Here is a 21,933-nt window from a genome sequence, read left to right as displayed (position 1 = left end):
GCCGGTACGGGCACGGTCGGGGCCGGTCTCTGGGCCGGTCAGGGCCGGTACGGGAGCTGCGGCACCGTGAAGCAGTTGTCCGTCATCTCGCCCTGGCTGACCCAGCCGCCGGCACCGCCGTCTGCGTCGTCCTGCCAGCGGGCCGCCGACACGCACGTGGGCCGGGTCTTCGGCGGCTCCGGCACCTGCTCGAATTGGGCGGGCAGCAGCAGTCCGCCCGCGTCGTAGGGCTCGGCGCGGTTCATGAAGTCCTCGACGCACGCGCGCGTCAGGTCCTCCCCGCACGACTTCGCCGCGTCCGCGAACCACATCGCGGCGGCCCAGCCCTCCAGTTGCCACTGGGAGCGGGTGCCGGTGTCCGCGTAGCGGTCCATGCCGTCGCGGAACGCCTTGACCGCCGGGTCGCCCGTGTCCTCGTAGTTGCGGCTGGAGCCGGTGACCCAGAGGGAGTTGCGGCAGCGCTCGGCGTCCGCGTAGTCCTCCGGGACGCTTGAGTTCCAGTTCTGCACGTTGGTGACCTTCGCGGTCAGCTCCACCCCGGCCTCGTCGAGCGCCCGGCACAGCTTGGCGTTGCCGCCGGTGTCGACGGCGTCGAAGACGAGGTCGACACCGCGGGCGCGCAGGTCGGCGGCGACCGCGTCGAAGTTCGGCAGCGAGAAGTCGACCTGCTCGGTGACGACGTCGTAGCCCTCGGCCTCCAGGCCGCTGGTCACGCTGCGGGCGTACGAGGCCGAGGCCGCCTGGTTGTACGAGACGACCGCCGCGGTGCGGGCGCCGTGCTCCCGCTTGAAGTAGCGGTAGACCTCGGTGCCGCCGTACAGGTCGCCGTCCCAGCCGGGCTTGCTGCCGGTGCGCGGGGCGCGGCTGCCGTAGATGCCGTACAGGTGCGGATACGTCTCGTACGCCGCCCCGATCGGCTGGCCGCCGACGTCCGGCACGCCCGCGTCGCTGACCTGCGGGGCGCCGGCGTAGTTCAGCGAGGTGGTGGCGACGAGCGCGAACACCTTCTCCTTCAGCACCAGTTCGCGTACGCAGTCGCTGTTGCCCAGGCCGCTGCCGCCGTCGTCGCAGGTGACGACCTCGACGGGGCGGCCGCCCACGCCCCCGCGCGCGTTCAGCGCCTCGAAGTACGCCAGCGCGCCGTCCTGCGGCCCGCTGAACGCGTCGCCCACCGGGCTCGTCTCGCTGGCGATGACGCCGACCCTGACCGGCTCCCCGCGCGCCTCACCCGACGGTGCGGCGCCGCCGCCCCGCTCCGCGGGCCGCTCCGTGAACTCGCTCTCGGGCACCCTGCTGCCGCATGCCGCGGTCAGCAGCACCAGCGCGGCCACCGCCAGCGCGACACCCCCCGGCCTCCTCAACCCGGCCTCCTCAACCCGGCCTCCTCACCCCGGTTTCCTCAACCAGGTCTCCTCGACTCAGCACCCGGGGCCCGGTGATCCGCTCATCTCGACCAGGGTGCAGATGGCCCGCTTCGACACCTTCCACGAGCCGTCCTGCAGCACCGAGACGCCCGTGGCACCGGGCACCACCGTCTCGCCCTTGAGCGCGATGTCGTACGTCACCTCCGCCTCCTCCGCGGAGTCGAACTCCACCCCCGTGACCTCGGCGCCGACCTGCTTCCAGCGCTTGTCGTCGGAGAACGCCGTCATCAGCGGCCGCATCGCCTCGCCGTCCTCCAGCACCGCCAGCTTCGCGTCGGCGTCGGAGTCCGGCGAGAAGAACGTCGTCCAGTTCTCCTCGATCTCCTTCTCCGCCGCCGCCGGATCGGCCGGTTCCGCGCCGTCCGCCCCGCCCGCGCCGTCGCCCTCGCTCGCCTCCGCGGCCGGGCTGCTCTCCGACGCCTGCGCGCTCGGCGTCCTGTCCGGTGTGTCCGCGCCGCCGCCGTCGTCCCCGCAGCCGGCCGCGCCCAGCCCCGTGAGCAGTACCGCCGCGGCCAGCCACGCGGCGCTGCGCGTGCGTGCTCCTCGGGTCATCCGTCCTCACCCCTGAACGTCGTCATGCGTCGAGTGTCCCGCCGTTCCGTCCGCTCTACTGCGCAGTAGAACCACACACGGCATAGTGCATCGCAAGCGGCGGCGATGCACAGGGGGCAGAATGCGGCAAACCGGCCCGGCGCGCGGGTACTCGCTGAAGGCCATGGCCCTGCAGTGGGGCAGTTGGGCCGCGCTCGCCGCGGGGGCCGTGCTGTGCGCCGTCGGCTGGTACGGGGTGTCGGGAGAGCGGTTCGCCGAGCGGCAGATCCCGTATCTGGCGTCGTGCACGATCCCGGGGGCGGCGCTGATCGTCGCCGGGGCGGTGCTGCTGGCGCGCGGCGACCAGGGGCTCGCGGCGGCGCGGGTCGAGGAGTTGTACGGGCTGCTGGTGGCGGCGGACGCGGAGGGCGCGGGCGCCTCCGCGGGACCCGCGCCGGCTCTCGCGGAGCCGGGCGCGGCCGGCCCGTACCTGGCGGTGCCCGGCGGGACGCTCTACCACCGGCCCGGCTGCCCCCTCGTCGACGGCAAGCCCGGCGCCGTACCGGTCCCGGATCCGGCGGAAGCCGGGGGCGAGGGGCGGGCGTTGACGCCGTGCCCGGTCTGTGAGCCGGGCCCCGGGGCGGCCGCCGCGCCGGAGGCGTGAGGTGTCCCTCACGTACGAACTGACGCTCGCCGGGCTCGCGGTGGGCAGCGCCGCGGCGCTCTCCGGCATCGGCGTCGTCGTCACGTACCGCGCCACCGGCGTGCTCAACCTGGCGCACGGCGCGGTCGCGATGTTCACCGCGTACGTCATGCGCCAGCTCGCCGTCGGCTGGAACTGGCCGCTGTGGGCGGCGGCGGCCGTCAGCCTGCTCGTCGTCGCGCCCGGCATCGGGCTGCTCATGGGGCGGTTCGTCTTCCGGCCGCTGTCGGTGCTGCAGTCGGGCGGGGCCGGTGCGGGCGGCGCGCAGGCGCTGGTGGCGTCGCTCGGGGTGTTCGTGCTGCTGATGGGCGCGGCGGGGCTGCTGTGGGGTACGGGTGCGCGCACGGACGCGCCGGAACTGCTGCCGTCCGACCCGTGGGTGCAGCTCGGTACGGCGGTGGCGCTGGCCGGCGCGGTCGCGGCGGTCACGCGGTGGACCCGGTTCGGGCGGGAGCTGCGCGCGGTGGTCGACAACCGGCGGCTCGCGGCGCTCAGCGGCATCGACGCCGACCGGGTCGCGGACGCGGGCTGGGCGTTCGGCACGTTCACGGCGGGTGTCACGGGCGTGCTGCTGGCGCCGGAGTACCGGCTGGACCCGTACGGGCTGCCGCTGCTGGTGATGGCCGTCCTCGGGGTCGCGGTCGCGGCCGGGCTGCGGAGCCTGCCGGCGGTCGTGACGGTGGCGCTGGCGGTCGGCGTGGCGCAGGCGCAGCTCACCCGGCTCCATCCGGCGGGCTGGGGCGAGCAGTTGGTGCAGGCGCTGGGCGCGAACCTCTTCGCCGTGCTGCTGCTGGTCGCGGCGCTGGCGCTGCCGCGGCTCCGGGCCGGCTCGGAAGACGGCTTCCTGCGGGTGCCGGCCGACACCCTGGACTCGGCGGCGGGCGACGGGCGGACGTGGCTGGTCGCCGGGGTGCTGTTCCTGCTGCCGCTGGGCTTCGCGGGCCCGGACCTGACCACGTCGGTCCAGGTGCCGGCGCTGGCGGTGGTGCTGCTGTCGCTGGTGGTCGTCACGGGGCGAGGAGGCCAGGTCTCGCTGGGGCAGGCGGCGTACGCAGGGCTGGGGGCGCTGTTCACGGCGCTGCTGGCGGCGGGGCGGTTCCCGGGGCTGCCCGAGCTGCCGGAGCTGGTGGCGCTCGGCGTCGCGGTGCTGCTGGTGGCGCCGGTGGGGCTGGTCACGGGGTATCCGGCGATCCGGCGGCGGGGCCTGGCACTGGCACTGGTCACGCTGGCGGTGGGGGTGGCGGTGAGCCGCTTCGTCTTCGCGCAGCCGTACGCGACGTCGGGCCTGACGCTGGGCCGCCCGGCGGGCTTCACCGGGGACCGGGCCTTCTACGTACTCGAACTCCTGCTGCTCGCCGCCGCGGTGGCGGCGGCCCGGGCCCTGCGCCGCGGCCGCCAGGGCCGCGCGCTGGCGGCGATACGGGACCACGAGTCCGGCGCCGCGGCCGCGGGCGTCCCGGTGCCGGCCCTGAAGGTCACCGCCTTCGCGGCGGGCGCGGCGCTGGCCGCCCTGGGCGGCGGCATGCTGGCCATGGGCGCCCGCGCCTTCGACCCCAACGCCTTCGACCCGGTGCGGGGCCTGCTGTGGTTCGCGGCGGTGGTCGTGCTGGGCGCGGACAGCATGCTGGGCGCGCTCCTGGCCTCGGCCCTGCTGGTCGGCCTGGACGCGGGCACCCGCGGCGGCATGGCGGCGGCGGTGATCGGCATCCTGGCCGTCCTCCTGGGCCGCTTCCCGGGCGGCCTGTACGAGGCGGCGCACCGGGCGGCATCCCGCCGGCGCCGCGCCCCGAGGCTGACCCCGCTGGGGCTGCGCGTACGGCGGAAGGTGGCGCAACCGGGTGCGGCAGGGGCGGGTGCCGCGGCTGCCGGGCCACCACCGGCGCGTACCGCCGGCGGCGCCGTGATCCCGGAGCCGCGCGCGACGGGAGCCGCGGGCGCGGGCGAGGCCCGGCAACCGCCGTACCGCGGTCCCCGGTCCGCCGCCGAAGACCGCCCCCCGCTCGACCGGCACCCCGCCGCCTCATCCGCACTGCCCGCCGCGGGCGAGGACGTGCTCGCCGCCCGCGGGGTCTCCGTTTCGTACGGGGACTTCGCCGTGCTCTCCGGGGTCGATCTGCGGGTCGTGGCCGGGCGGGTCACCGCGCTCGTCGGGCCCAACGGGGCGGGGAAGTCCACCCTGTTCCACTGTCTCGCCGGGACGCTGCGGCCGCGGGCCGGGCGGGTGGTGCTGCGGGGGCGCGACGTGACGCGGCGCAGTGCGCACGTGCGGTCGCGGCTCGGCCTCGCGCGGACCTTTCAGCAGCCCGCCGTCTTCCCCTCCCTCACCGTCGCCGAGAACGTCGCCGTCGGCGCCGAGCAGGGCCGTGTCCGCGACCCCGCCGCCACCGACCGCGTGCTGCGGCTCCTCGGCCTCGACGGGCCGCTGCGCGACAGGCCCGCCACGGACCTGCCCACCGGCACCCTCCGCCGCGTCGAACTCGGCCGCGCCCTCGCCGGCGGCCCCCGCGTGCTGCTCCTCGACGAGCCCGCCGCGGGACTCGACCTCGCCGAGACCGCCGCCCTCGTCCGCATCCTGCGCGCGCTCGCCGCCGACGGCATGGCCCTGCTCGTCGTCGAGCACGACCTCGAACTCGTCGGCGAACTCGCCGACACCGTCTACGCGATGGCCGCGGGCCGCATCGTCGCCTCCGGCACCGCCGCCGACGTGCTCGCCGCGACCCGCACAGGACCGGCCCCCGCCGAAGGCGCACCCGCGGAGGCCCCGTGACCGTCGAGATCGCCCTCCACCGCGCCCGCGTCCGCTACGGCCCGCTGGAGGCCCTGCACGGCGTCGACCTCCCCGTGCCCGCCGGCCGGCTCACCGTGCTGCTCGGCCGCAACGGCTCCGGCCGGACGACCGCACTGCGCGCCCTCGCCGGCACCGTGCCGCTGGCGGCAGGGCGCGTGGTGTGGCGCGGCGCGGACGTCACGCGGATGCCCGCGTACGCCCGCGCCCGCCGCGGCCTTTCGCTGACCCCCGAGGTACGCGCCGTCTTCGGCTCGCTGACCGTCGCGGAGAACCTGCGGCTCGCCGCCCCCGGCGGCGACACCGGCCCCGCGCTCGCCGCGTACCCGGAGCTGGAGCGCCTGCTGGCGCACCGCGCCGGCACCCTCTCGGGCGGCGAGCAGCGGATGCTGGCCGTCGCCCGCGCGCTGCTGTCCCCCGCCCGGCTCGTCCTGCTCGACGAGCCGGGCCAGGGGATGTCGGCCGCGGTGGCGGCCCGTACGCACGAACTGCTCGGCGGGCTCGCCGCCACCGTCGTCGTCGCGGAGCAGAGCCTGCCGCCCGGCCTTGCGGCCGCGGCGACGGTGGTGCACGAACTCCGTCGCGGCAACGTGGTGTTCAGCGGCGAGCCCGCCGAAGTGGGGGCGCCGTGGCACACGGCCGCCCGCTGAGGGGGTCCGTCAGACGTGCAGGCGCTGGCCCGGCAGGATGACGTCCGGGTCGGCGCCGATGACGTCGCGGTTGGCCTCGTATACCTCGCGCCACGGCGTGCCGTGCGCGTCGGCGATGCGGCTGAGCGTGTCGCCGGACTTGACGGTGTAGTTGCCGTCGCCGCGCTTCACCGGCTGCCGCTGCCCCTCGCCGCGGTCCGCCCGCTGCTCCGTGCGGGGCTGCTCGGCGGGCTGCTCCTGCTCCTGCTGCTCGGGCTGCGCCACCGCGGGTGCCCCGCCCGACGCGCCGGCCTGGACGGAGCAGTGCGGCCAGGCGCCCCAGCCCTGCGCGGCCTGCACCTTGGTGGCGACGGCGATCTGCTGCTCCCGGCTGGCTTGGTCCGCGGTGGCCGCGTAGGCGGTGCCGCCGTACGCCTCCCAGGTGGAGGCGGCGAACTGCAGCCCGCCGTAGTACCCGTTGCCGGTGTTGACGGCCCAGTCGCCGCCGCTCTCGCACTGCGCGATGCGATCCCACACCCCGCCGTCCGCGGCGCCCGCGGGCGCGGCGGCGGCGAGGAGCGCGAGGGGGGTGAGGAGCGCGGCGGCTCCGGTGACGACGGCGGCGTTCCGGCGGGTGCCGCGCGTGCCGCGTGTGCTGCGTGTCCTGCTGGCGCTGATGGTGGTGCCTGCCTCACTGGTCGTACGGTCACTGCGGGTGGCGCGTATGTCGCCCTTCGGGAAAGGCATACGTTCCTCTCGGTGGACCCGGGTCCCCTGCCCGGGCGGTGCTCGGTGCACGCAGCGGCCGAATCTAGGCAGGCTTGTCGGGCGTAATCAACCAAGACCCCGTCATTCGAGGCCAGTTGCCGGTTACCGCGGGTATCGATCAATACCGGACAGGTCGCCTCGCCGGTCAAATCAGGCTTTGTCTGGCAAATCTTCGGTCGCGCTGTGGCTCGCCTCACGGCACCAACGGGCGTGATTCGCACATCAGTTGACCCACAGTGAGAGTTTCCGATCAACTCCCTACGCTCCGTACACCCCGTTCCGGCAATCGCCGCCCGGGGCGTGACTCCGCACACAGGTCGCCCGTTGTGCCCAGATGAACACGCACCACGACAACGAGGAGCGACTCGTGCCCCGCATGCTCGAAGTGAGCGACGCCGTACGCGCCGAGATCGGCGACGAGGAGGCGGACCGGCTCGTCGCCGGCGAGTCCGCCCCCGGCGCGTACGACTGCACCTCCTGCCGCGCCCCCGGCGACTCCGCGCAGGAGCAGACGAGCACCGTGCTCTTCGTGGGCGAGGAGACCGCGGTGCTCGCCTTCGCCCACGCCACCTGCATCCCCTCGCAGGTCGTCCCGGTCTCCGAGGACCAACTCCAGGGCGCCGTGCGCTCGATCACCGCGGACGAAGGCCCCGCACCGGCGCACGCCCCGGCGCCCGCGCCCGTGGAGGCGCACGCCCACGCCGTCCTCGCGCCCGCGGTCTCCCCCGCGCCCCCGATCCCCGTATCCGCCGGCGCCGCCGCCTCCCCGGCCGCCGCGGCACCCGCCGCCCCGGCGGCGTCCGGCGGCGACCACACCGAGGCGCAGGCCGTCCTCGGCGTCACCTGCGGGCTCGTGATGTGCGGCGACGACGCCCGCCCCGCGCTGGTCGTCGAGCCCACCGCGCCCGTCGTCCGGCCCGGCTCCGAGGGCCCGGGCGACGACTTCCTGCCGCTGCTCATCGAGAGCGGCTTCCTGCCCGTGATGGACATGGTCAAGCCCCCGGCGCCGGTGACCGGCTGGTCCGTGCTGCTCGTCGCCGGCCACCTGCACGCCGTGATGCAGCCCGGCACCGCGGGTCAGCCGCCGACCGCCTGGTGGCAGGCGCACCAGCCGCTGCACGTCTCGGACGGCTGGCGGTCCGCGGCGGCGAAGGAGCAGGAAGTGCTGGTGTACGCCGCGCCCGCCGGGGCGATCGGGCGGCAGCCGCGCGAGGACCTGCTCGGCGAGGCGCTGGCGCAGGCCGCCGGGCGCGGGCTGCTCGTCGGCGCGACGATGCCCCTCACGGGAACCTGATCCGAAACCCGAACGGAGCACCGGTACCTGATCGGAGCAACGCGTACCCGCATCCCTCCGTACCGCGCCTTCGTTGCACAAAGTGTGCACCGATACCACGCGATTCCCGGCATGCGCCCCGCCCACGAGCCCCACGCGGCCGCCCGCCCCTCGGGGACGCCGATCTACGACGCCCTCTTCGCCGAGTACCGCCGGCTCTTCCGGGCGCTGCCCGGGGACCGCTCCGGCGAAGAGCAGCTCCGCTTCGACGCGATCATGAACTCCCGCCCGTCACTGCCGTCCACGGGGCGCCTGCGGTCACACTTCCACGTGCACCGCCACCGCGCCGCCGACGACTAGCCCCGGCGGCCGCCCGGCCCGCCACCCCGTGCCGCGTACGCCGCCATCCGCGTACGCGGCACGCGCAGCCCCCGGGAGCCGGGGCCGCTACTTCTTGCGGCCCCGCTTCTCCCGCACCCGTACCGAGATCCGGATCGGGCTGCCCTCGAAGCCGAACTCCTCGCGCAGCCGCCGCTCGATGAAGCGCCGGTAGTTCGCCTCGATGAACCCCGAGGCGAAGAGCACGAACCGCGGCGGCCGGGTGCCCGCCTGGGTGCCGAAGAGGATCCGCGGCTGCTTGCCGCCGCGCACCGGGTGCGGCTGCCCGGCCACCAGCTCGCCGAGGAAGGCGTTGAGCCTGCCGGTCGGCACCCGCGTCTCCCAGCCCGCCAGCGCCGCCTCCAGCGCCGGCACCAGCTTCTCCATGTGCCGTCCGGTACGGGCCGAGACGTTGACCCGCGGCGCCCACTGCACCTGCACCAGGTCGCGCTCGATCTCGCGCTCCAGGTAGAAGCGGCGCTCCTCGTCCAGCAGGTCCCACTTGTTGTACGCGATGACCAGCGCCCGCCCGGCGTCGACGGCCATGGAGATGATCCGGGTGTCCTGCACGGTCAGCGTCTCGCCCGCGTCCACGAGGACGACCGCGACCTCCGCCTTCTCCAGCGCGGCGGCGGTGCGCAGGGAGGCGTAGTAGTCGGCGCCCTCCTGGAGGTGGACCCGCCGCCGGATACCCGCCGTGTCGACGAAGCGCCAGGTCCTCCCGCCCAGTTCGATCAGCTCGTCCACCGGGTCCCGGGTGGTGCCCGCGACGTCGTCCACGACGACGCGGTCCTCCTGGGCGACCTTGTTGAGCATCGACGACTTGCCGACGTTCGGCCGCCCGATGAGCGCCACCCGGCGCGGGCCGCCGAGCCCGCCTGCGAACGACTGCGCGGGCGCGTCCGGCAGCGCGTCGAGCACGGCGTCGAGCATGTCGCCGGTGCCGCGGCCGTGCAGCGCGGAGACCGGGTGGGGCTCGCCGAGGCCCAGCGACCACAGGTACGCCGCCTCCGACTCGCCCGACTGCCCGTCGACCTTGTTGGCGCAGAGCACCACCGGCTTGCCGGCCCGGCGCAGCATCTTCACGACGGCCTCGTCGGTGTCCGTGGCGCCCGTCTGCGTGTCCACGACGAAGACCACCGCGTCCGCGGCCTCCACCGCGTACTCGGCCTGCGCCGCGACGGAGGCGTGGATGCCGAGGACGTCCTGCTCCCAGCCGCCGGTGTCGACCACCTTGAAGCGGCGGCCCGCCCACTCGGCCTCGTACGACACCCGGTCGCGGGTGACGCCGGGACGGTCCTCCACGACGGCCTCGCGGCGGCCGATGATGCGGTTCACCAGAGTCGACTTGCCGACGTTCGGCCGGCCCACAACGGCCACCACGGGCAGCGGGCCGTGCCCGGCCCGCGCGAGGTCGCCCTCGACCTCGTCGAGGTCGAAGCCCTCCTCGGCGGCCAGTTCCATGAACTCGGCGTACTCGGCGTCGCCCAGCTCCCCGTGCTCGTCGCCGTGGGCCGCGCCGTCCGGGCCCTCCTCCGGGGAGATGCCGGTCTCGCTCATCACGTTCCTCGTCCTTGCGTTCTCGGCCGCGTACGGCCCGGTCGGCCGGGCAGCGGCCTTCAAGTCTGTCCCAGGGCACAGGCCCTAGCGGCCAGTGTCGCGCCTGGCGGCGGCCAGGTGCGACGTCAGCCGGTCCTGGATGCGCAGCGTCGCCTCGTCCATCGCCTTGCGGGTACGCCGCCCGTCAGGCGACCCGGCCTGGAAGGGCTCGCCGAAGACGATGTCCACGTGGGAGCGCACCGGCGGCAGCGCCTTGACCATGCGGCTGCGCCGTTCCGCCGTGCCGAGCACCGCGACCGGCACCACCGGGGCACCGGAGCGCACCGCGAAGTACGCGAGGCCCGCGCGGATCGAGGAGAAGTCGCCCTCTCCCCTGCTGCCCTCCGGGAAGATCCCGAGCACCCCGCCCTCGTCCAGGACGCCCAGCGCGCGGGTGATCGCGCCCCGGTCGACCGTGGTGCGGTCGATGGCCACCTGGCCGATGTTGCGCAGGTACCAGCCGACGATCCCGACGAACGCCTCCTGCTTGATCAGGAAGTGCACGGGACGCGGCGAGGTGCCCATGAGCAGCGGGCCGTCGACGTTGTGGGAGTGGTTCCCGGCCAGGATCACGGGCCCGCTCGCGGGCATCCGCCAGGCGCCCAGTATCCGCGGCTTGAAGTAGCCGTGCATGACGGGCGCGGACATCCGCCGCCCGACGAGCGCACCCCGTGTCTCCGGCACCGCGCCGGCCGGTTCTGTCACCGACCCTGCTGCTTCTCTTCGACGAGGGTCACGACGCACTGGATGACCTGCTCCAGGGTCAGCTCCGTCGTGTCCACCTCGATGGCGTCCGCGGCCCTGGCGAGCGGCGAGACCTTGCGGCCGGAGTCCGCGGCGTCGCGCCGGGCCAGCGACGCCTGCGTAGCGGCCAGGTCGCGGGCCTCCTGGCCCTTCAGCTCGCCGCTGCGGCGCGCGGCCCGTACCTCCTCAGAGGCGGTGAGGAAGACCTTCACGTCCGCGTCCGGCAGCACCGTCGTGCCGATGTCCCGGCCCTCGACCACGATGCCGCCGCTCTTCGCGGCCTCGGCCGCGATCGACCGCTGCAGCGCGGTGATCCGCGTCCGCACCTCCGGGACCGCGCTGACGGCGCTGACCGCGGCGGTGACCTCCTGGGTACGGATCGGGCCCGCGGCGTCCGCGCCGTCGACGGTGATGGTGGGCGTCCCCGGGTCCGTACCTGAGACGATCTGCGGCTTCTCCGCGGCGGCGGCGATCGCGGCGGCGTCGGCCACGTCCACCCCGTTGCCCAGCATCCACCAGGCGGCGGCCCGGTACTGGGCGCCGGTGTCCAGGTAGCGCAGCCCGAGCCGGGCGGCGACCGCCCGGGACGTGCTCGACTTGCCCGTCCCTGCGGGGCCGTCGATGGCGACGATCACGGGGGCCCGCTGGGCCCTGGCAGCGCTGTCCACGGGGCGTACGACACCCTTCCTGAGGTCTACGACGAGGTGAAGCCGAACTTGTGCGGCACTAGGTTACTGGTACCTGTACGGGCCCTGGTCACTGCCTCAGCGGCCACCCGCGCTCCCGCAGCGCGGCGGTGAGCGCGTGCGCTGCCGGCGGCTCGACCATGAGCTGCACCCGCCCGGCCTGCTGGCCGGTGGCGTGCTCGATGCGGACGTCCTCGATGTTGACCCCGGCCGCGCCCGCGTCGGCGAAGATCCGGGCCAGCTCGCCGGGCCGGTCGCCGATGAGCACGGTGACGGTCTCGTAGTCCGCGGGGGCGGCGCCGTGCTTGCCGGGCACCCGCTCGCGCCCGGCGCTGCCGCGGCGCAGCACGTCCTCGATGCCGGCCGCGCCGGTGCGGCGCTTGGCGTCGTCGGCGGCCTGCAGCGCGCGCAGCGCCCGTACCGTCTCGTCGAGGTCGGCGGCGACCTCGGCCAGCACCTCGGCGACCGGGCCCGGATTGGCGGAGAGGATGTCGATCCACATCGCCGGGTCGGAGGCCGCGATGCGCGTGACGTCCCTGATGCCCTGCCCGCACAGCCGGACCGCGGCCTCCTCGGCGTCCCGGAGCCGCGCGGCGACCATGCTGGAGACGAGCTGCGGGGTGTGCGAGACGAGCGCGACCGCGCGGTCGTGGGCGTCCGCGTCCATCACCACGGGCACGGCGCGGCAGAGCGCGACCAGCTCCAGCGCGAGGTTCAGCACCTCGGTGTCGGTGGTCTCCGCCGGGCTCAGCACCCAGGGGCGGCCCTCGAACAGCTCCGCGGAGGCGGCCAGCGGTCCCGAGCGCTCGCTGCCGGCCATGGGGTGGCTGCCGATGTAGCTGCTGAGGTCGCCGCCCAGCTCCTCCAGGGTGCGGCGGGGGCCGCCCTTGACGCTGGCGACGTCGAGGTAGCCGCGGGCCGCGCCGCGGCGCTGGGCGTCGGCGAGGGTGCGGCCGGTGAGCGCGGGCGGCACGGCGACGACGGCGAGGTCCACGGGCCCGGCGGGCGGCTGGTCGGTGCCGGCCCCGAGGGACGCGGCGGTACGGGCCTGGTCGGCGTCCTCGTCCTGGAGATGGACCGTGACACCTCTGCGGGACAGCGCCAGGGCGGCGGAGGTGCCGATGAGGCCGGTGCCGATGACGAGGGCGGTACGCACGGCGCAAGGATACGCGGCGGCCGCCCCGCGGGGCGCGGGGAGGCCGCCGGAGGCAGCGCCGAGGCCGTACGGGCCCCGCTGGCGTACGGGCGCCGCGACCGTACGGCGCCGCGGGCGGGTGCTACGGGCGTACGGACCGGGCGGGCCGGGCCGTCAGAGCCCGACCTCCTTCATCAGCATCCCGACCTCGGTGTTGGTCAGCCGGCGCAGCCAGCCCGACTTCTGGTCGCCCAGCGCGATCGGGCCGAAGCGGGTCCGCACCAGCTTGTCGACCGGGAAGCCCGACTCGGCGAGCATCCGCCGCACGATGTGCTTGCGCCCCTCGTGCAGCACCACCTCGACCAGGTAGTTCTTGCCGGTGTTCTCCACCACCCGGAAGTCGTCCGCCTTGGCGTAGCCGTCATCGAGCCGGATGCCGTTCCTCAGCCGCTTGCCCAGGTCGCGCGGGAGCGGGCCCTGGATCGCGGCGAGATAGGTCTTCTTCACGCCGTAGCGGGGGTGGGTGAGGCGGTGGGCAAGCTCGCCGTGGTTGGTGAGCAGGATGATGCCCTCGGTCTCGGTGTCCAGGCGGCCGACATGGAAGAGCCGGGTCTCCCGGTTGTCCACGTAGTCGCCGAGGTTCTGCCGGCCCTCCGGGTCGTCCATGGAGGAGACCACGCCGACGGGCTTGTTGAGGGCGAAGAAGAGATACGACTGCGTGGCCACGGTCAGCCCGTCGACCTTGATCTCGTCCTTCTCCGGGTCGACGCGCAGCCCCTGCTCGGTGACGATGCGCCCGTTGACCTCGACCCGCGCCTGGTCGATCAGCTCCTCGCAGGCCCGCCGCGACCCCATGCCGGCCCGCGCCAGCACCTTCTGCAGCCGCTCGCCCTCTTGCTCGCCGAAGGTCTTCGGCAGCGCGCGCTGCGGCTTCGTGTGCCGGGCCCTGGCCCGCTCCTCCAACTGCGCGTCGTACTCGCGGGAGCGCGCGGGCCTGGCGGGCGCGCCGCCGCGCCCCCGGCCCCCCTTCCCCGGGCCGCCCGGTCGCTCGCCCTGGGGGGCGCCGGACTTCTCGTACCGCCGCTCCTCCGGGCGGGGGCGTCCGCGCTCCTCGGAGCGGGGACGGCCCTGCCCGCGCTGTTGCGCGTCGCGTTTGCCGCCCGCCCCCCGGGAGTCGGAGCCCGAGGGCTTCCTGCTGTTCCTGCCGCCGCTGCTTCGCATCTACCGTCAGTCCGTTGGTTGGTCAGGTGTCGTCATCCACGTCGAATGACGGGACGCCCTCCTGGGACTCGCCCTCCACCGCGTCCGCGTCCGGGAGGAACGGGGCCAGCTCGGGGAGCTCGTCCAGGCCGCGCAGGCCCATCCGCTCCAGGAAGTAGTTCGTCGTCCTGTACAGGATCGCACCTGTTCCGTCCTCCGTGCCCGCCTCGGCGATAAGCCCGCGCTGGAGCAGCGTGCGCATGACGCCGTCGCAGTTGACTCCGCGGACGGCGGAGACGCGGGAGCGGGAGACGGGCTGGCGGTACGCGACGACCGCGAGGGTCTCCAGCGCGGCCTGGGTGAGGCGGGACTGCTGGCCGTCGAGGACGAAGCCCTCGACGGCGGGCGCGTACGCGGCGCGGGTGTAGAAGCGCCAGCCGCCGGCGACGTGGCGCAGGTCGAAGCCGCGGCCCTGGACGGTGTACTCGTCGGACAGCTCGCGCAGGGCGTCGGAGACCTCGCGGGGGCGGCGGTCGAGGACCTTGGCGAGGTGCTCGGCGGTGACGGGCTCGTCGACGACCATGAGGACGGCTTCGAGAGCCGGGCGCAGCGGGAGTCCGGCGGTGGGGCTCGCCTCCGGCTCCTTCGCCGCCGCCTCCTTCTCCGGCTCCTTCTCCGGCTGGCCGGCCGCGGCTGCCGTCTCCGGCACGTCGGCCGCGTCAGCCACGTCCGGCATGTCCGGCACGTCCGCCACTGCGTCGCTCATCGCTCGTCCTCGCCTTCGCCTTGGTCGCCGTCGGCCGCGTCCGCGTCGCCGGGCGCCGTGTCGAACTCGTCGGTGACCACCGGCACCGCATCCTCCCGCCCCGTCCACCGCACCGTCAGCGGTTCCAGCGCCCCCTCCTGGTCGAGGGCGACCGCCCGCTCCCGGTACAGCTCCAGCAGCGCCAGGAACCGGGCGACGACGGTCAGCGGGTCGGGGGCGTCGGCGATCAGCTCCTGGAAGCTGACCGAGCCGTGCTCGCGCAGCCGGGAGACGACGACCTGCGCCTGTTCCTGGACGCTGACGAGCGGGGCGTGGATGTGGTCGACGTAGACCTGGGGCACGGGCTTGGGCTGCATCGCCTTGACCGCGAGCCTGGCGAAGCCCTCCGGGCCGATGCTGATGACCACCTCGGGCAGCAGCTCCGCATGGTGCGGCTCCAGCCCGACGGTACGGGGGTGGCGCTGCGACTCCTCCTCCAGCCGGCGGTGGAAGATGCCCGCTATCTCCTTGTACGCCCGGTACTGCAGCAGCCGCGCGAACAGCAGGTCGCGAGCCTCCAGCAGCGCGAGGTCCTCCTCGTCCTCGACCTCTGCGGCCGGCAGCAGGCGGGCGGCCTTGAGGTCGAGGAGGGTGGCGGCGACGACGAGGAACTCGGTGGTCTGGTCGAGGTCCCAGTCGGGGCCCATGGCGCGGATGTGGGCCATGAAGTCGTCGGTGACGCGGTGCAGGGAGACCTCGGTGACGTCCAGCTTGTGCTTGGAGATGAGCTGGAGGAGGAGGTCGAAGGGACCCTCGAAGTTGGCGAGCCGGACCCGGAAGGCACCGTCGTCGGGGTCGTCGCCGGGCCCCTCGCCGGTCTCGGGCGCGCTTGCGGGGGCGGCCGCGGGACGGGACTCGGCGGCGGGCTCCGGGGCGTTGGCCGGTTCTGGTACGCGGCCGGGTGCGGGACCCGGTTCGGGCTCGCGACCGGCTTCGGGCCCGGGGTCCCGGTCGGGTTCCGGGGCCGGCTCCGCCGCCTGCTCCGCGCCGCCGGGTCCCGCCGGTGCGGGCTCGGTCTCCGGCTCGGGGTCGGGCCGGCCCGGCGCCGGGCCCGGCTCGTCGGGCCGCGGGGCGGGGCCCGGGATGGGCATCGGCGGCCCCGGCACGGGCGCCGGTTCCGGCTGCGGCAGGGGCATCGGCTCGGGGTACGGCTCCCGCACCGGATCCGGTTCCACGGGCCGTGGTGCGGGCTTGGTGGGCGTCGCGGCGCCCCCGGGGCCGCGACCGAGGGAGCGCCGGGCGGTACGCGCCGGGCGCTGCGGGTCGTCGTGCCTGTCGTCCATCGCTCGCAGCGTATCGCTCGGAGCCGTGCCCGCCCGGTTGCCGTGAACGTCGGGGCGGCGCCCGGCCCGTCCGCTACGGGCCGCCGGGACTGCGCCGGCCGGGACGTACGGTTGGGGCGTCAGCGGCCGCGCAGGCGGCGTACGAGGATGCTCGCGTCGCCGCGCGACTCCAGGTCGGCCAGCACCACCGCGACGGCCTCGCGGACGATCCGGCCGCGGTCCACCGCAAGGCCGTGGTCGCCGCGGAGCACGAGCCTGGCGTGCTCCAGGTCCATCAGCTCCTCGGCGGAGACGTAGACCGTGATCTTCTCGTCGTGCCGCTCCCGGCCGCTGGGCCGGCGCGCCGCGCCGCGGCCCCGGCCGCGCCTGGGCTGGGCCGCCGCGGCCGAACCGCCGCTCTGCCGCGCGGACTTCGCCCGCACCTGGGGCGCCGGCTCCCGCTCGCCCTGCCGGGCCCGGCCGCCGGGGGCGGCCTCGGTCCCGGCCTCCCGGCCGCCGTGCTCGGTCGCCTCGGGGTCCCGCCGGGCAGCGGGGGTGGTGGCCCCGGTGCGCTTGCCGCCGGGAGCCGCCGGTCCTGCCTTGCCGCCGGTGCCCGTACGGGCCCGCGGGTCCTCACCCGTACCGCCGGAGCCGCCCGCGTCGTCCGCGCCCGCCTCCGCGGCGTCCGCGCCGGACTCCGCCTCCGGGCCCGCCGCGGCCTCCGCGTCGCCCTCGCGGCTCGGCCCGGGTACGCGCGGACTGCCGCCGGGCGCCTCGCCGTTGGCCCGCTGCCGGTCCGACTGCGGTGTGGACGACTGGAGCGCGGTCCCCCCGGTGGTGCGGAAAAGCTCGTCGGCCCCGGGCAGGCTCACTCGGCGTGGCACCGGGCGAGCACCTCCCTGGCGAGCTGGCGGTAGGCGGCCGCGCCCACGGAGTTCGAGGCGTACGACGTGATGGGCTCGCCGGCCACGGTGGTCTCGGGGAACCGGACGGTGCGCCCGATGACCGTGTGGTAGACGTGGTCGTCGAATGCCTCGACGACGCGCGCCAGCACCTCGCGGCTGTGCACCGTCCGCGAGTCGTACATCGTGGCGAGGATGCCGTCCAGCTCCAGGTCGGGGTTGAGCCGCTCCTGGACCTTCTCGATCGTCTCGGTGAGCAGCGCGACGCCGCGCAGCGCGAAGAACTCGCACTCCAGCGGCACGATCACCTTGTGCGCCGCGGTCAGTGCGTTGACCGTGAGCAGACCCAGCGACGGCTGGCAGTCGATGACGACGTAGTCGTACTCGGGCAGCAGCGGCTTCAGCGCGCGCTGAAGCGTCTGCTCCCGCGCCACCTCGCTCACCAACTGCACCTCGGCGGCGGAGAGATCGATGTTGCTGGGCAGCAGGTCCATGTTGGGCACGGCCGTCTTGAGCAGCACCTCGTCGGCCGACATGCCCCGCTCCATGAGCAGGTTGTAGACCGTGAGGTCCAGCTCCATCGGGTTGACCCCGAGGCCGACGGAGAGCGCGCCCTGCGGGTCGAAGTCCACGAGCAGCACGCGGCGGCCATACTCGGCCAGCGCCGCGCCCAGGTTGATGGCCGACGTGGTCTTGCCGACGCCGCCCTTCTGGTTGCACATGGCGATGACCTTCGCCGGGCCGTGGTCGGTGACCGGGCCCGGGATGGGGAAGTACGGCAGCGGGCGGCCCGTGGGACCGATGCGCTCCCGGCGCTGCCGGGCGGCGTCCGGGGCGAGCGTCGCGGCGTACTCGGGATCCGGCTCGTAGTCCGCGTCCGGATCGTAGAAGTGACCTTCTGACAGGTCCTCGAAGTCGGAGGTGGCGGATGCGGCGAGACGTGTGGTGTCCTCGCCGCCGCTCTGGCTGCCGGTCATGGCGTTCACGTGATGACCGTCCATGCTCTGGTATACGTTTCCGCCCTGGTGTGCGTGTGCCGAGAAGGTGTGGACGGCGACGGAGCCGACAGGCGCCTCCACCCCCGAGGGACCGTGGCCCCGCGCAGGCGTGCCTGGACGACCACCCCCGGGAGCAAATGTCGACTCATTCACAAGTCGTCCTACCTCCTTGGTGACCAGGGCACTTCTCGATTGGTCAGCGTGGCACCATGCCGACGATTGGCGACTCTATGGCGTGTCGGGGTCCCGCAGCAACACAATCCCGCAGACAGGGCACGATGTGTCAGGTGTGGAACACCACTTCGGGCGCCCTTTACGACGGTACGGCGGCCGGCCGAACCGCTGGTGACAAGGTTCGGCCGGTGAACCGGAGTTGACAGTGTCGCCGATGTGGTCGACGTGCCGCGCACCTGCGCGAAATCAGCCAAGTACGCGCGCGAGTTCGGTCGCCGGAAGACCGTGCGCTTCCGCTACGGGACCGTAAACGACCTGGCCTTCGTGGGTGTTGAGGCCCAGCGCGAGCGCCGGATCGGCGCGCAGCGCGGCCCGCCAGCCGAGGTTCGCGAGCTTGACGATGTACGGGAGCGTGGCGTTGGTCAGCGCGTACGTGGACGTGTTGGGCACCGCGCCGGGCATGTTGGCGACGCAGTAGAAGACCGATTCGTGCACCCGGAAAGCCGGCTCCGCATGCGTGGTCGGACGCGAATCCGCGAAGCAGCCGCCCTGATCGATCGCGATGTCGACAAGGACACTTCCCGGCTTCATCCGCGACACCAGCTCGTTGTCGACGAGCTTGGGCGCCTTCGCGCCCGGAATGAGCACGGCGCCGATCACCAGGTCGGCTTCCACGACCGCCTGTCCGAGGGCGTAGGCGTTGGAGGCGAGGGTGCGCACCTTCGTGCCGAAGACCTTGTCCGCCTCGCGCAGCTTGCGCACGTCGGTGTCGAGCAGCGTGACGTGGAAGCCCATGCCGACGGCGATCTGCGTGGCGTTCCAGCCGGAGACACCGCCGCCGATCACGACCGCCTGCCCCGGCATCACGCCGGGCACGCCGCCCGGCAGCACGCCGCGGCCGCCCTGCGAGCGCATCAGGTGGTACGCGCCGACCTGGGGCGCGAGCCGGCCGGCGACCTCCGACATCGGGGCGAGCAGCGGCAGTTGCCGGTCGGCCGTCTCCACCGTCTCGTACGCGATGGCGGTGGTGCCGGACTCCAGCAGCGCGTCGGTGCACGGGCGGGAGGCGGCGAGGTGGAGGTAGGTGAAGAGCACCTGGCCCTTGCGGAGGCGCTGGTACTCCTCCGCGATCGGCTCCTTGACCTTCAGCACCAGGTCCGCCGCGGCCCACACGGCGTCGGCCGTGGGCAGGATCTCCGCGCCGGCCGCGACGTACTCCTCGTCGGGGATGGACGAGCCGACGCCCGCGCCCTGCTCCACGACGACCTCGTGGCGGTGGCGGACCAGCTCGTGGACTCCGGCGGGCGTGATGGCCACCCGGAACTCGTTGTTCTTGACCTCGCGTGGAATGCCGACCTTCACGATGGATCACGGTCCTTGGGGTGAGGGAACTCGTCAGGCCCCGGTCGGGGTGCCCGCCGCGGCTTGGCCATTCTTAATGAAGGAATCCTCTGAGTCCAGCCTTTGAAACAGGCAGATTTCTGTGATGTGTCGATGGATTCACAGGTCCGCGGCGGCCGGTCTGGGCGCCGGCCCCGCCTTCGGGCCCTCCCCGGCGGCGGGCTCGGCACCCTCCGCGGAGACGGTCTCGGCGGCGGCCTCCACGGGCTGCGGCACGGGTTCCGCGGAGTCCTCCGGAACGGTCGCGGGGCCGGTCCCGGGGGTGCGCTCCCCGTCGTCCTGAGCGTCATCGTCCACGCGCTCCGGTACGGGCTCCGCGGCGGACCCGGAGGAGGGCTCGGGCGTGGGTTCGGGCGCGGGCTCGGGCTCCTCCGCGCGTTCCGCTTCCGCTTCCGCCTCCGCTACGGCCACGGCGGCAGCCCGCATCGCGGCCGCCTCCGGGACCTGCTCCGCCAGCCGCCCCGCCGCCGCCCGGTGCAGCTCCGCGGCCTCCGGGTCGCCCACTACGTCGACGAGGTCCGCCAGCCGCAACTGCACCGCCGCCCGCAGCGCGGTGTCGCCCGAGAGCCGCGCCACGTCCACCGCGCGCGTGCACGTCCTGATCGCCTCCCGCGGATGCCCCGCGTACTGCTGCACCCGCGCCACCTCCCCCAGCGCCCGCGCGTGCCCGCCGGCGTCCCCGAGCCTGCGGTGGGCCGCCGCCGCTGCGCGCCACTCGCGCAGCGCCCAGCCCCAGGCCCCGGCGTACGTGTGCACCGCGCCCAGCCGCGCCCGCAGCCGCGCCTCGTCGGCCAGCTCGCCGCGGGTCTGCCGCAGCGCCAGCGCGCGCCCGAACCAGTCGGCCGCCCGGCCCCAGTCCCGCAGCTCCTGGTACGCCGCCCCCACCGACTCCAGCGCCCGCCCCACCGGCTGCGGGTCCCGCGCCTCGCGCGCCGCCGCCAGCGCCCCCCGGTACCGGCCGAGCGCCTCGTGGGGCCGCTCCGCGCGCAGGTCCAGGTCGCCGAGGTTGAGCAGCGCCGCCGCCTTCTCCCACACCAGCCCGCGCCGCTCGGCGACGCCCAGCACCAGCTCGTGCAGCCGGTACTGCTCGGGCGCCGCCTCCGCCTCGCCCCGGTGCGCGCCAAGCGCCCGCGACAGCGCGGCCACCAGCCGCCGCGCCAGCGTGTCCAGCTCCCCGTCGGCGACCGCGATCCGGGCCGCGGCCAGCAGCGAGGGCAGCCGGCTGCGCAGCCACGCGGCGGCGGCCTCCGGCGACGGGAAGCGCAGCGCCCGCGGCAGCCCCGCGAGCCGGGTGTGCACCGCGGATCCGGCGGGCTCCGTCACGGCGCGGCAGGACTGCAGCAGGCGTACGTACCGCTCCAGCATCCGGGCCCGCGCGAGCAGCGTCTCCTCCTGGCCCACGCCCGCCTCCAGCACCCCGCGCAGCAGCGGCTGCAGACAGCCGGGCACCTCGTACTGCGTAAGGTTCGCCCGGTCCGGCTGCGGCACCTCGCGCAGCAGGCCCTGGCCCGCGCAGTCCGCGAGCGTGGTGCGGGCCGCGGCGACGGTGCAGCCGGCGAGCGCGGAGGCGGAGTGGGCGTCGACGACCCCGGCGGGCGCCAGCGGGAGCAGCCGCAGCAGTTGCGCGACGGACGGGGTCAGCGATTCGTATACGAGCCGGAACGCGCGCGCCAGCGCCTTCGGCCCCGACGGCCGCCCGGCGGACCCCTCGGTGCTGTCGCCCTTGCGGCGCAGCTCCCGTACGGCGTCGGCGACGCACGCCTGCGGGTGCCCGGCGAGCCAGCCGCCGGCGAGCACCAGCGCCGCGGGGTGCCCCGCGCACTCCTCGGCCAGCACGTGCGTGGCCTCGGGGTCGCAGGCGATACGCGTCTCCCCCGCGTACGAGGCGATCAGCGCCAGCGCCGCCGCGGGCTCCAGCCCGCCCAGGGTGCACGGCCGGACGTCGGGCACGCCCTTCAGCGGGCCCTCGGCGACGGCCACGACGAGGCAGTCACGGGACTCCGGGACCAGTTCGAGCAACTGCTCGGGGGCGGTGACGTCATCGAGGACGAGCAGCGCGGAGCGGTCGGCCAGCGCGGCGCGCAGCTCTCCGGCGAGGTGGTCGGGGCCCGCCCCGGCGACCGGCGGGACGCCGAGGGCATCGAGGAGGTCGCGTACGGCCCGCTCCAGCGGGACCGCCTCGCCGCCAGGGCCCGCGAGCCGCGCGGTGTGCACGCCGCCCGGGTAGTCGCCGGCGACGCCGCGGGCCAGCTCGGCGGCGAGCGCGCTGCGCCCGGAGCCCGGCCGCCCGGCGATGAGCAGCACCCGGCTGCGCGGGGCGGGGCGGCCGGCGAGGGTGTCGAGCCCGGCGCGGGCGATGTCGGCGCGCAGGGCGTCGAGCTCGCGGGTCCTGCCGACGAACCGGTGGGGGGCGGCCTGTTCCGTCACGCCGGTGAGCGTAATTCACCCGGCGTGAAGGCCGGGTCACGTGACGGCACATGGCCGAACGCCGGAACGAAAATCACCGCATCGGATCAACCGCCCGGCGGCCCCCCAC

Annotated in this window: 19 protein-coding genes; 5 read left to right on the top strand and 14 right to left on the bottom strand. The window is 75.1% G+C overall.

What is annotated here, in order from left to right:
- Positions 1-38: 38 nt before the first annotated feature.
- Both CXR04_RS29680 and CXR04_RS29675 read right to left on the bottom strand, forming a co-directional pair.
- Positions 39-1,361: an ABC transporter substrate-binding protein gene (locus CXR04_RS29680; protein WP_101425293.1), complete on the bottom strand. Its 1,323-nt coding sequence runs from the start codon at positions 1,359-1,361 to the stop codon at positions 39-41.
- Between the two features lie 57 nt (positions 1,362-1,418).
- A complete protein-coding gene (locus CXR04_RS29675) occupies positions 1,419-1,976 on the bottom strand; it encodes a hypothetical protein (RefSeq protein WP_101425292.1) in 558 nt (185 codons plus the stop codon).
- Between the two features lie 208 nt (positions 1,977-2,184).
- Here CXR04_RS29675 and CXR04_RS29670 point away from each other — a divergent pair, with 208 nt between their 5' ends.
- Genes CXR04_RS29670 through CXR04_RS29660 form a run of 3 tightly spaced genes read left to right on the top strand, consistent with a single transcriptional unit; the run spans position 2,185 to position 6,093 of the window.
- Entirely contained in the window at positions 2,185-2,619 is a 435-nt protein-coding gene (locus tag CXR04_RS29670; protein ID WP_101426675.1) for a hypothetical protein, read from the top strand.
- A 1-nt stretch (position 2,620) separates the two neighbouring features.
- Positions 2,621-5,425: an ABC transporter permease subunit gene (locus tag CXR04_RS29665; RefSeq protein ID WP_101425291.1), complete on the top strand. Its 2,805-nt coding sequence runs from the start codon at positions 2,621-2,623 to the stop codon at positions 5,423-5,425.
- Positions 5,422-6,093, top strand: coding sequence for an ABC transporter ATP-binding protein (locus CXR04_RS29660; RefSeq protein WP_101425290.1), 672 nt, complete (start codon positions 5,422-5,424; stop codon positions 6,091-6,093). The genes CXR04_RS29665 and CXR04_RS29660 overlap by 4 nt, the downstream gene beginning before the upstream one ends.
- Before the next feature lie 9 nt (positions 6,094-6,102).
- On the opposite strand, the gene CXR04_RS29655 is transcribed toward CXR04_RS29660, so the two are convergent.
- Complete coding sequence (locus CXR04_RS29655; RefSeq protein ID WP_101425289.1) at positions 6,103-6,819, bottom strand: LysM peptidoglycan-binding domain-containing protein; 717 nt, start codon at positions 6,817-6,819, stop codon at positions 6,103-6,105.
- A 355-nt stretch (positions 6,820-7,174) separates the two neighbouring features.
- On the opposite strand from CXR04_RS29655, the gene CXR04_RS29650 reads away from it, so the two are divergent.
- Both CXR04_RS29650 and CXR04_RS29645 read left to right on the top strand, forming a co-directional pair.
- Positions 7,175-8,134, top strand: a complete 960-nt coding sequence (locus tag CXR04_RS29650; protein WP_101425288.1) for a hypothetical protein — start codon at positions 7,175-7,177, stop codon at positions 8,132-8,134.
- A 111-nt stretch (positions 8,135-8,245) separates the two neighbouring features.
- A complete protein-coding gene (locus tag CXR04_RS29645) occupies positions 8,246-8,473 on the top strand; it encodes a hypothetical protein (protein WP_101425287.1) in 228 nt (75 codons plus the stop codon).
- 87 nt (positions 8,474-8,560) lie between these two features.
- Here the strand turns inward: CXR04_RS29645 and der are convergent, their stop codons facing one another.
- From der to CXR04_RS29590, 11 genes are all read right to left on the bottom strand, one after another.
- Complete coding sequence (gene der / locus CXR04_RS29640; RefSeq protein ID WP_101425286.1) at positions 8,561-10,051, bottom strand: ribosome biogenesis GTPase Der; 1,491 nt, start codon at positions 10,049-10,051, stop codon at positions 8,561-8,563.
- Positions 10,052-10,135: 84 nt separating this feature from the next.
- Entirely contained in the window at positions 10,136-10,738 is a 603-nt protein-coding gene (locus CXR04_RS29635) for a lysophospholipid acyltransferase family protein (RefSeq protein ID WP_101425285.1), read from the bottom strand.
- Positions 10,739-10,791: 53 nt separating this feature from the next.
- Complete coding sequence (gene cmk, locus CXR04_RS29630) at positions 10,792-11,502, bottom strand: (d)CMP kinase (protein ID WP_101425284.1); 711 nt, start codon at positions 11,500-11,502, stop codon at positions 10,792-10,794.
- 88 nt (positions 11,503-11,590) lie between these two features.
- Positions 11,591-12,676, bottom strand: coding sequence for a prephenate dehydrogenase (locus tag CXR04_RS29625; protein ID WP_101425283.1), 1,086 nt, complete (start codon positions 12,674-12,676; stop codon positions 11,591-11,593).
- A gap of 153 nt (positions 12,677-12,829) precedes the next feature.
- Complete coding sequence (locus CXR04_RS29620) at positions 12,830-13,876, bottom strand: pseudouridine synthase (protein ID WP_101425282.1); 1,047 nt, start codon at positions 13,874-13,876, stop codon at positions 12,830-12,832.
- A gap of 22 nt (positions 13,877-13,898) precedes the next feature.
- Positions 13,899-14,621 (bottom strand): SMC-Scp complex subunit ScpB, encoded by a 723-nt coding sequence (gene scpB / locus CXR04_RS29615; protein WP_101425281.1) that lies wholly within the window; start codon positions 14,619-14,621, stop codon positions 13,899-13,901.
- Positions 14,618-15,943, bottom strand: a complete 1,326-nt coding sequence (locus tag CXR04_RS29610) for a segregation and condensation protein A (protein ID WP_101425280.1) — start codon at positions 15,941-15,943, stop codon at positions 14,618-14,620. The genes scpB and CXR04_RS29610 overlap by 4 nt, the downstream gene beginning before the upstream one ends.
- Positions 15,944-16,062: 119 nt before the next feature.
- Positions 16,063-16,794, bottom strand: coding sequence for a hypothetical protein (locus CXR04_RS29605; protein WP_101425279.1), 732 nt, complete (start codon positions 16,792-16,794; stop codon positions 16,063-16,065).
- Positions 16,791-17,975 carry a ParA family protein gene (locus CXR04_RS29600; RefSeq protein WP_101425278.1) on the bottom strand — a complete coding sequence of 395 codons (1,185 nt, stop codon included), beginning with the start codon at positions 17,973-17,975 and terminating at the stop codon, positions 16,791-16,793. The genes CXR04_RS29605 and CXR04_RS29600 overlap by 4 nt, the downstream gene beginning before the upstream one ends.
- Positions 17,976-18,242: 267 nt before the next feature.
- A complete protein-coding gene (gene ald, locus CXR04_RS29595; protein ID WP_101425277.1) occupies positions 18,243-19,358 on the bottom strand; it encodes an alanine dehydrogenase in 1,116 nt (371 codons plus the stop codon).
- 138 nt (positions 19,359-19,496) lie between these two features.
- Complete coding sequence (locus CXR04_RS29590; RefSeq protein ID WP_101425276.1) at positions 19,497-21,824, bottom strand: tetratricopeptide repeat protein; 2,328 nt, start codon at positions 21,822-21,824, stop codon at positions 19,497-19,499.
- Positions 21,825-21,933 lie beyond the last annotated feature (109 nt).

The sequence above is a fragment of the Streptomyces sp. CMB-StM0423 genome, from assembly GCF_002847285.1.
Classification (GTDB): domain Bacteria; phylum Actinomycetota; class Actinomycetes; order Streptomycetales; family Streptomycetaceae; genus Streptomyces.
This window is presented reverse-complemented; position numbering and strand designations above follow the sequence as displayed.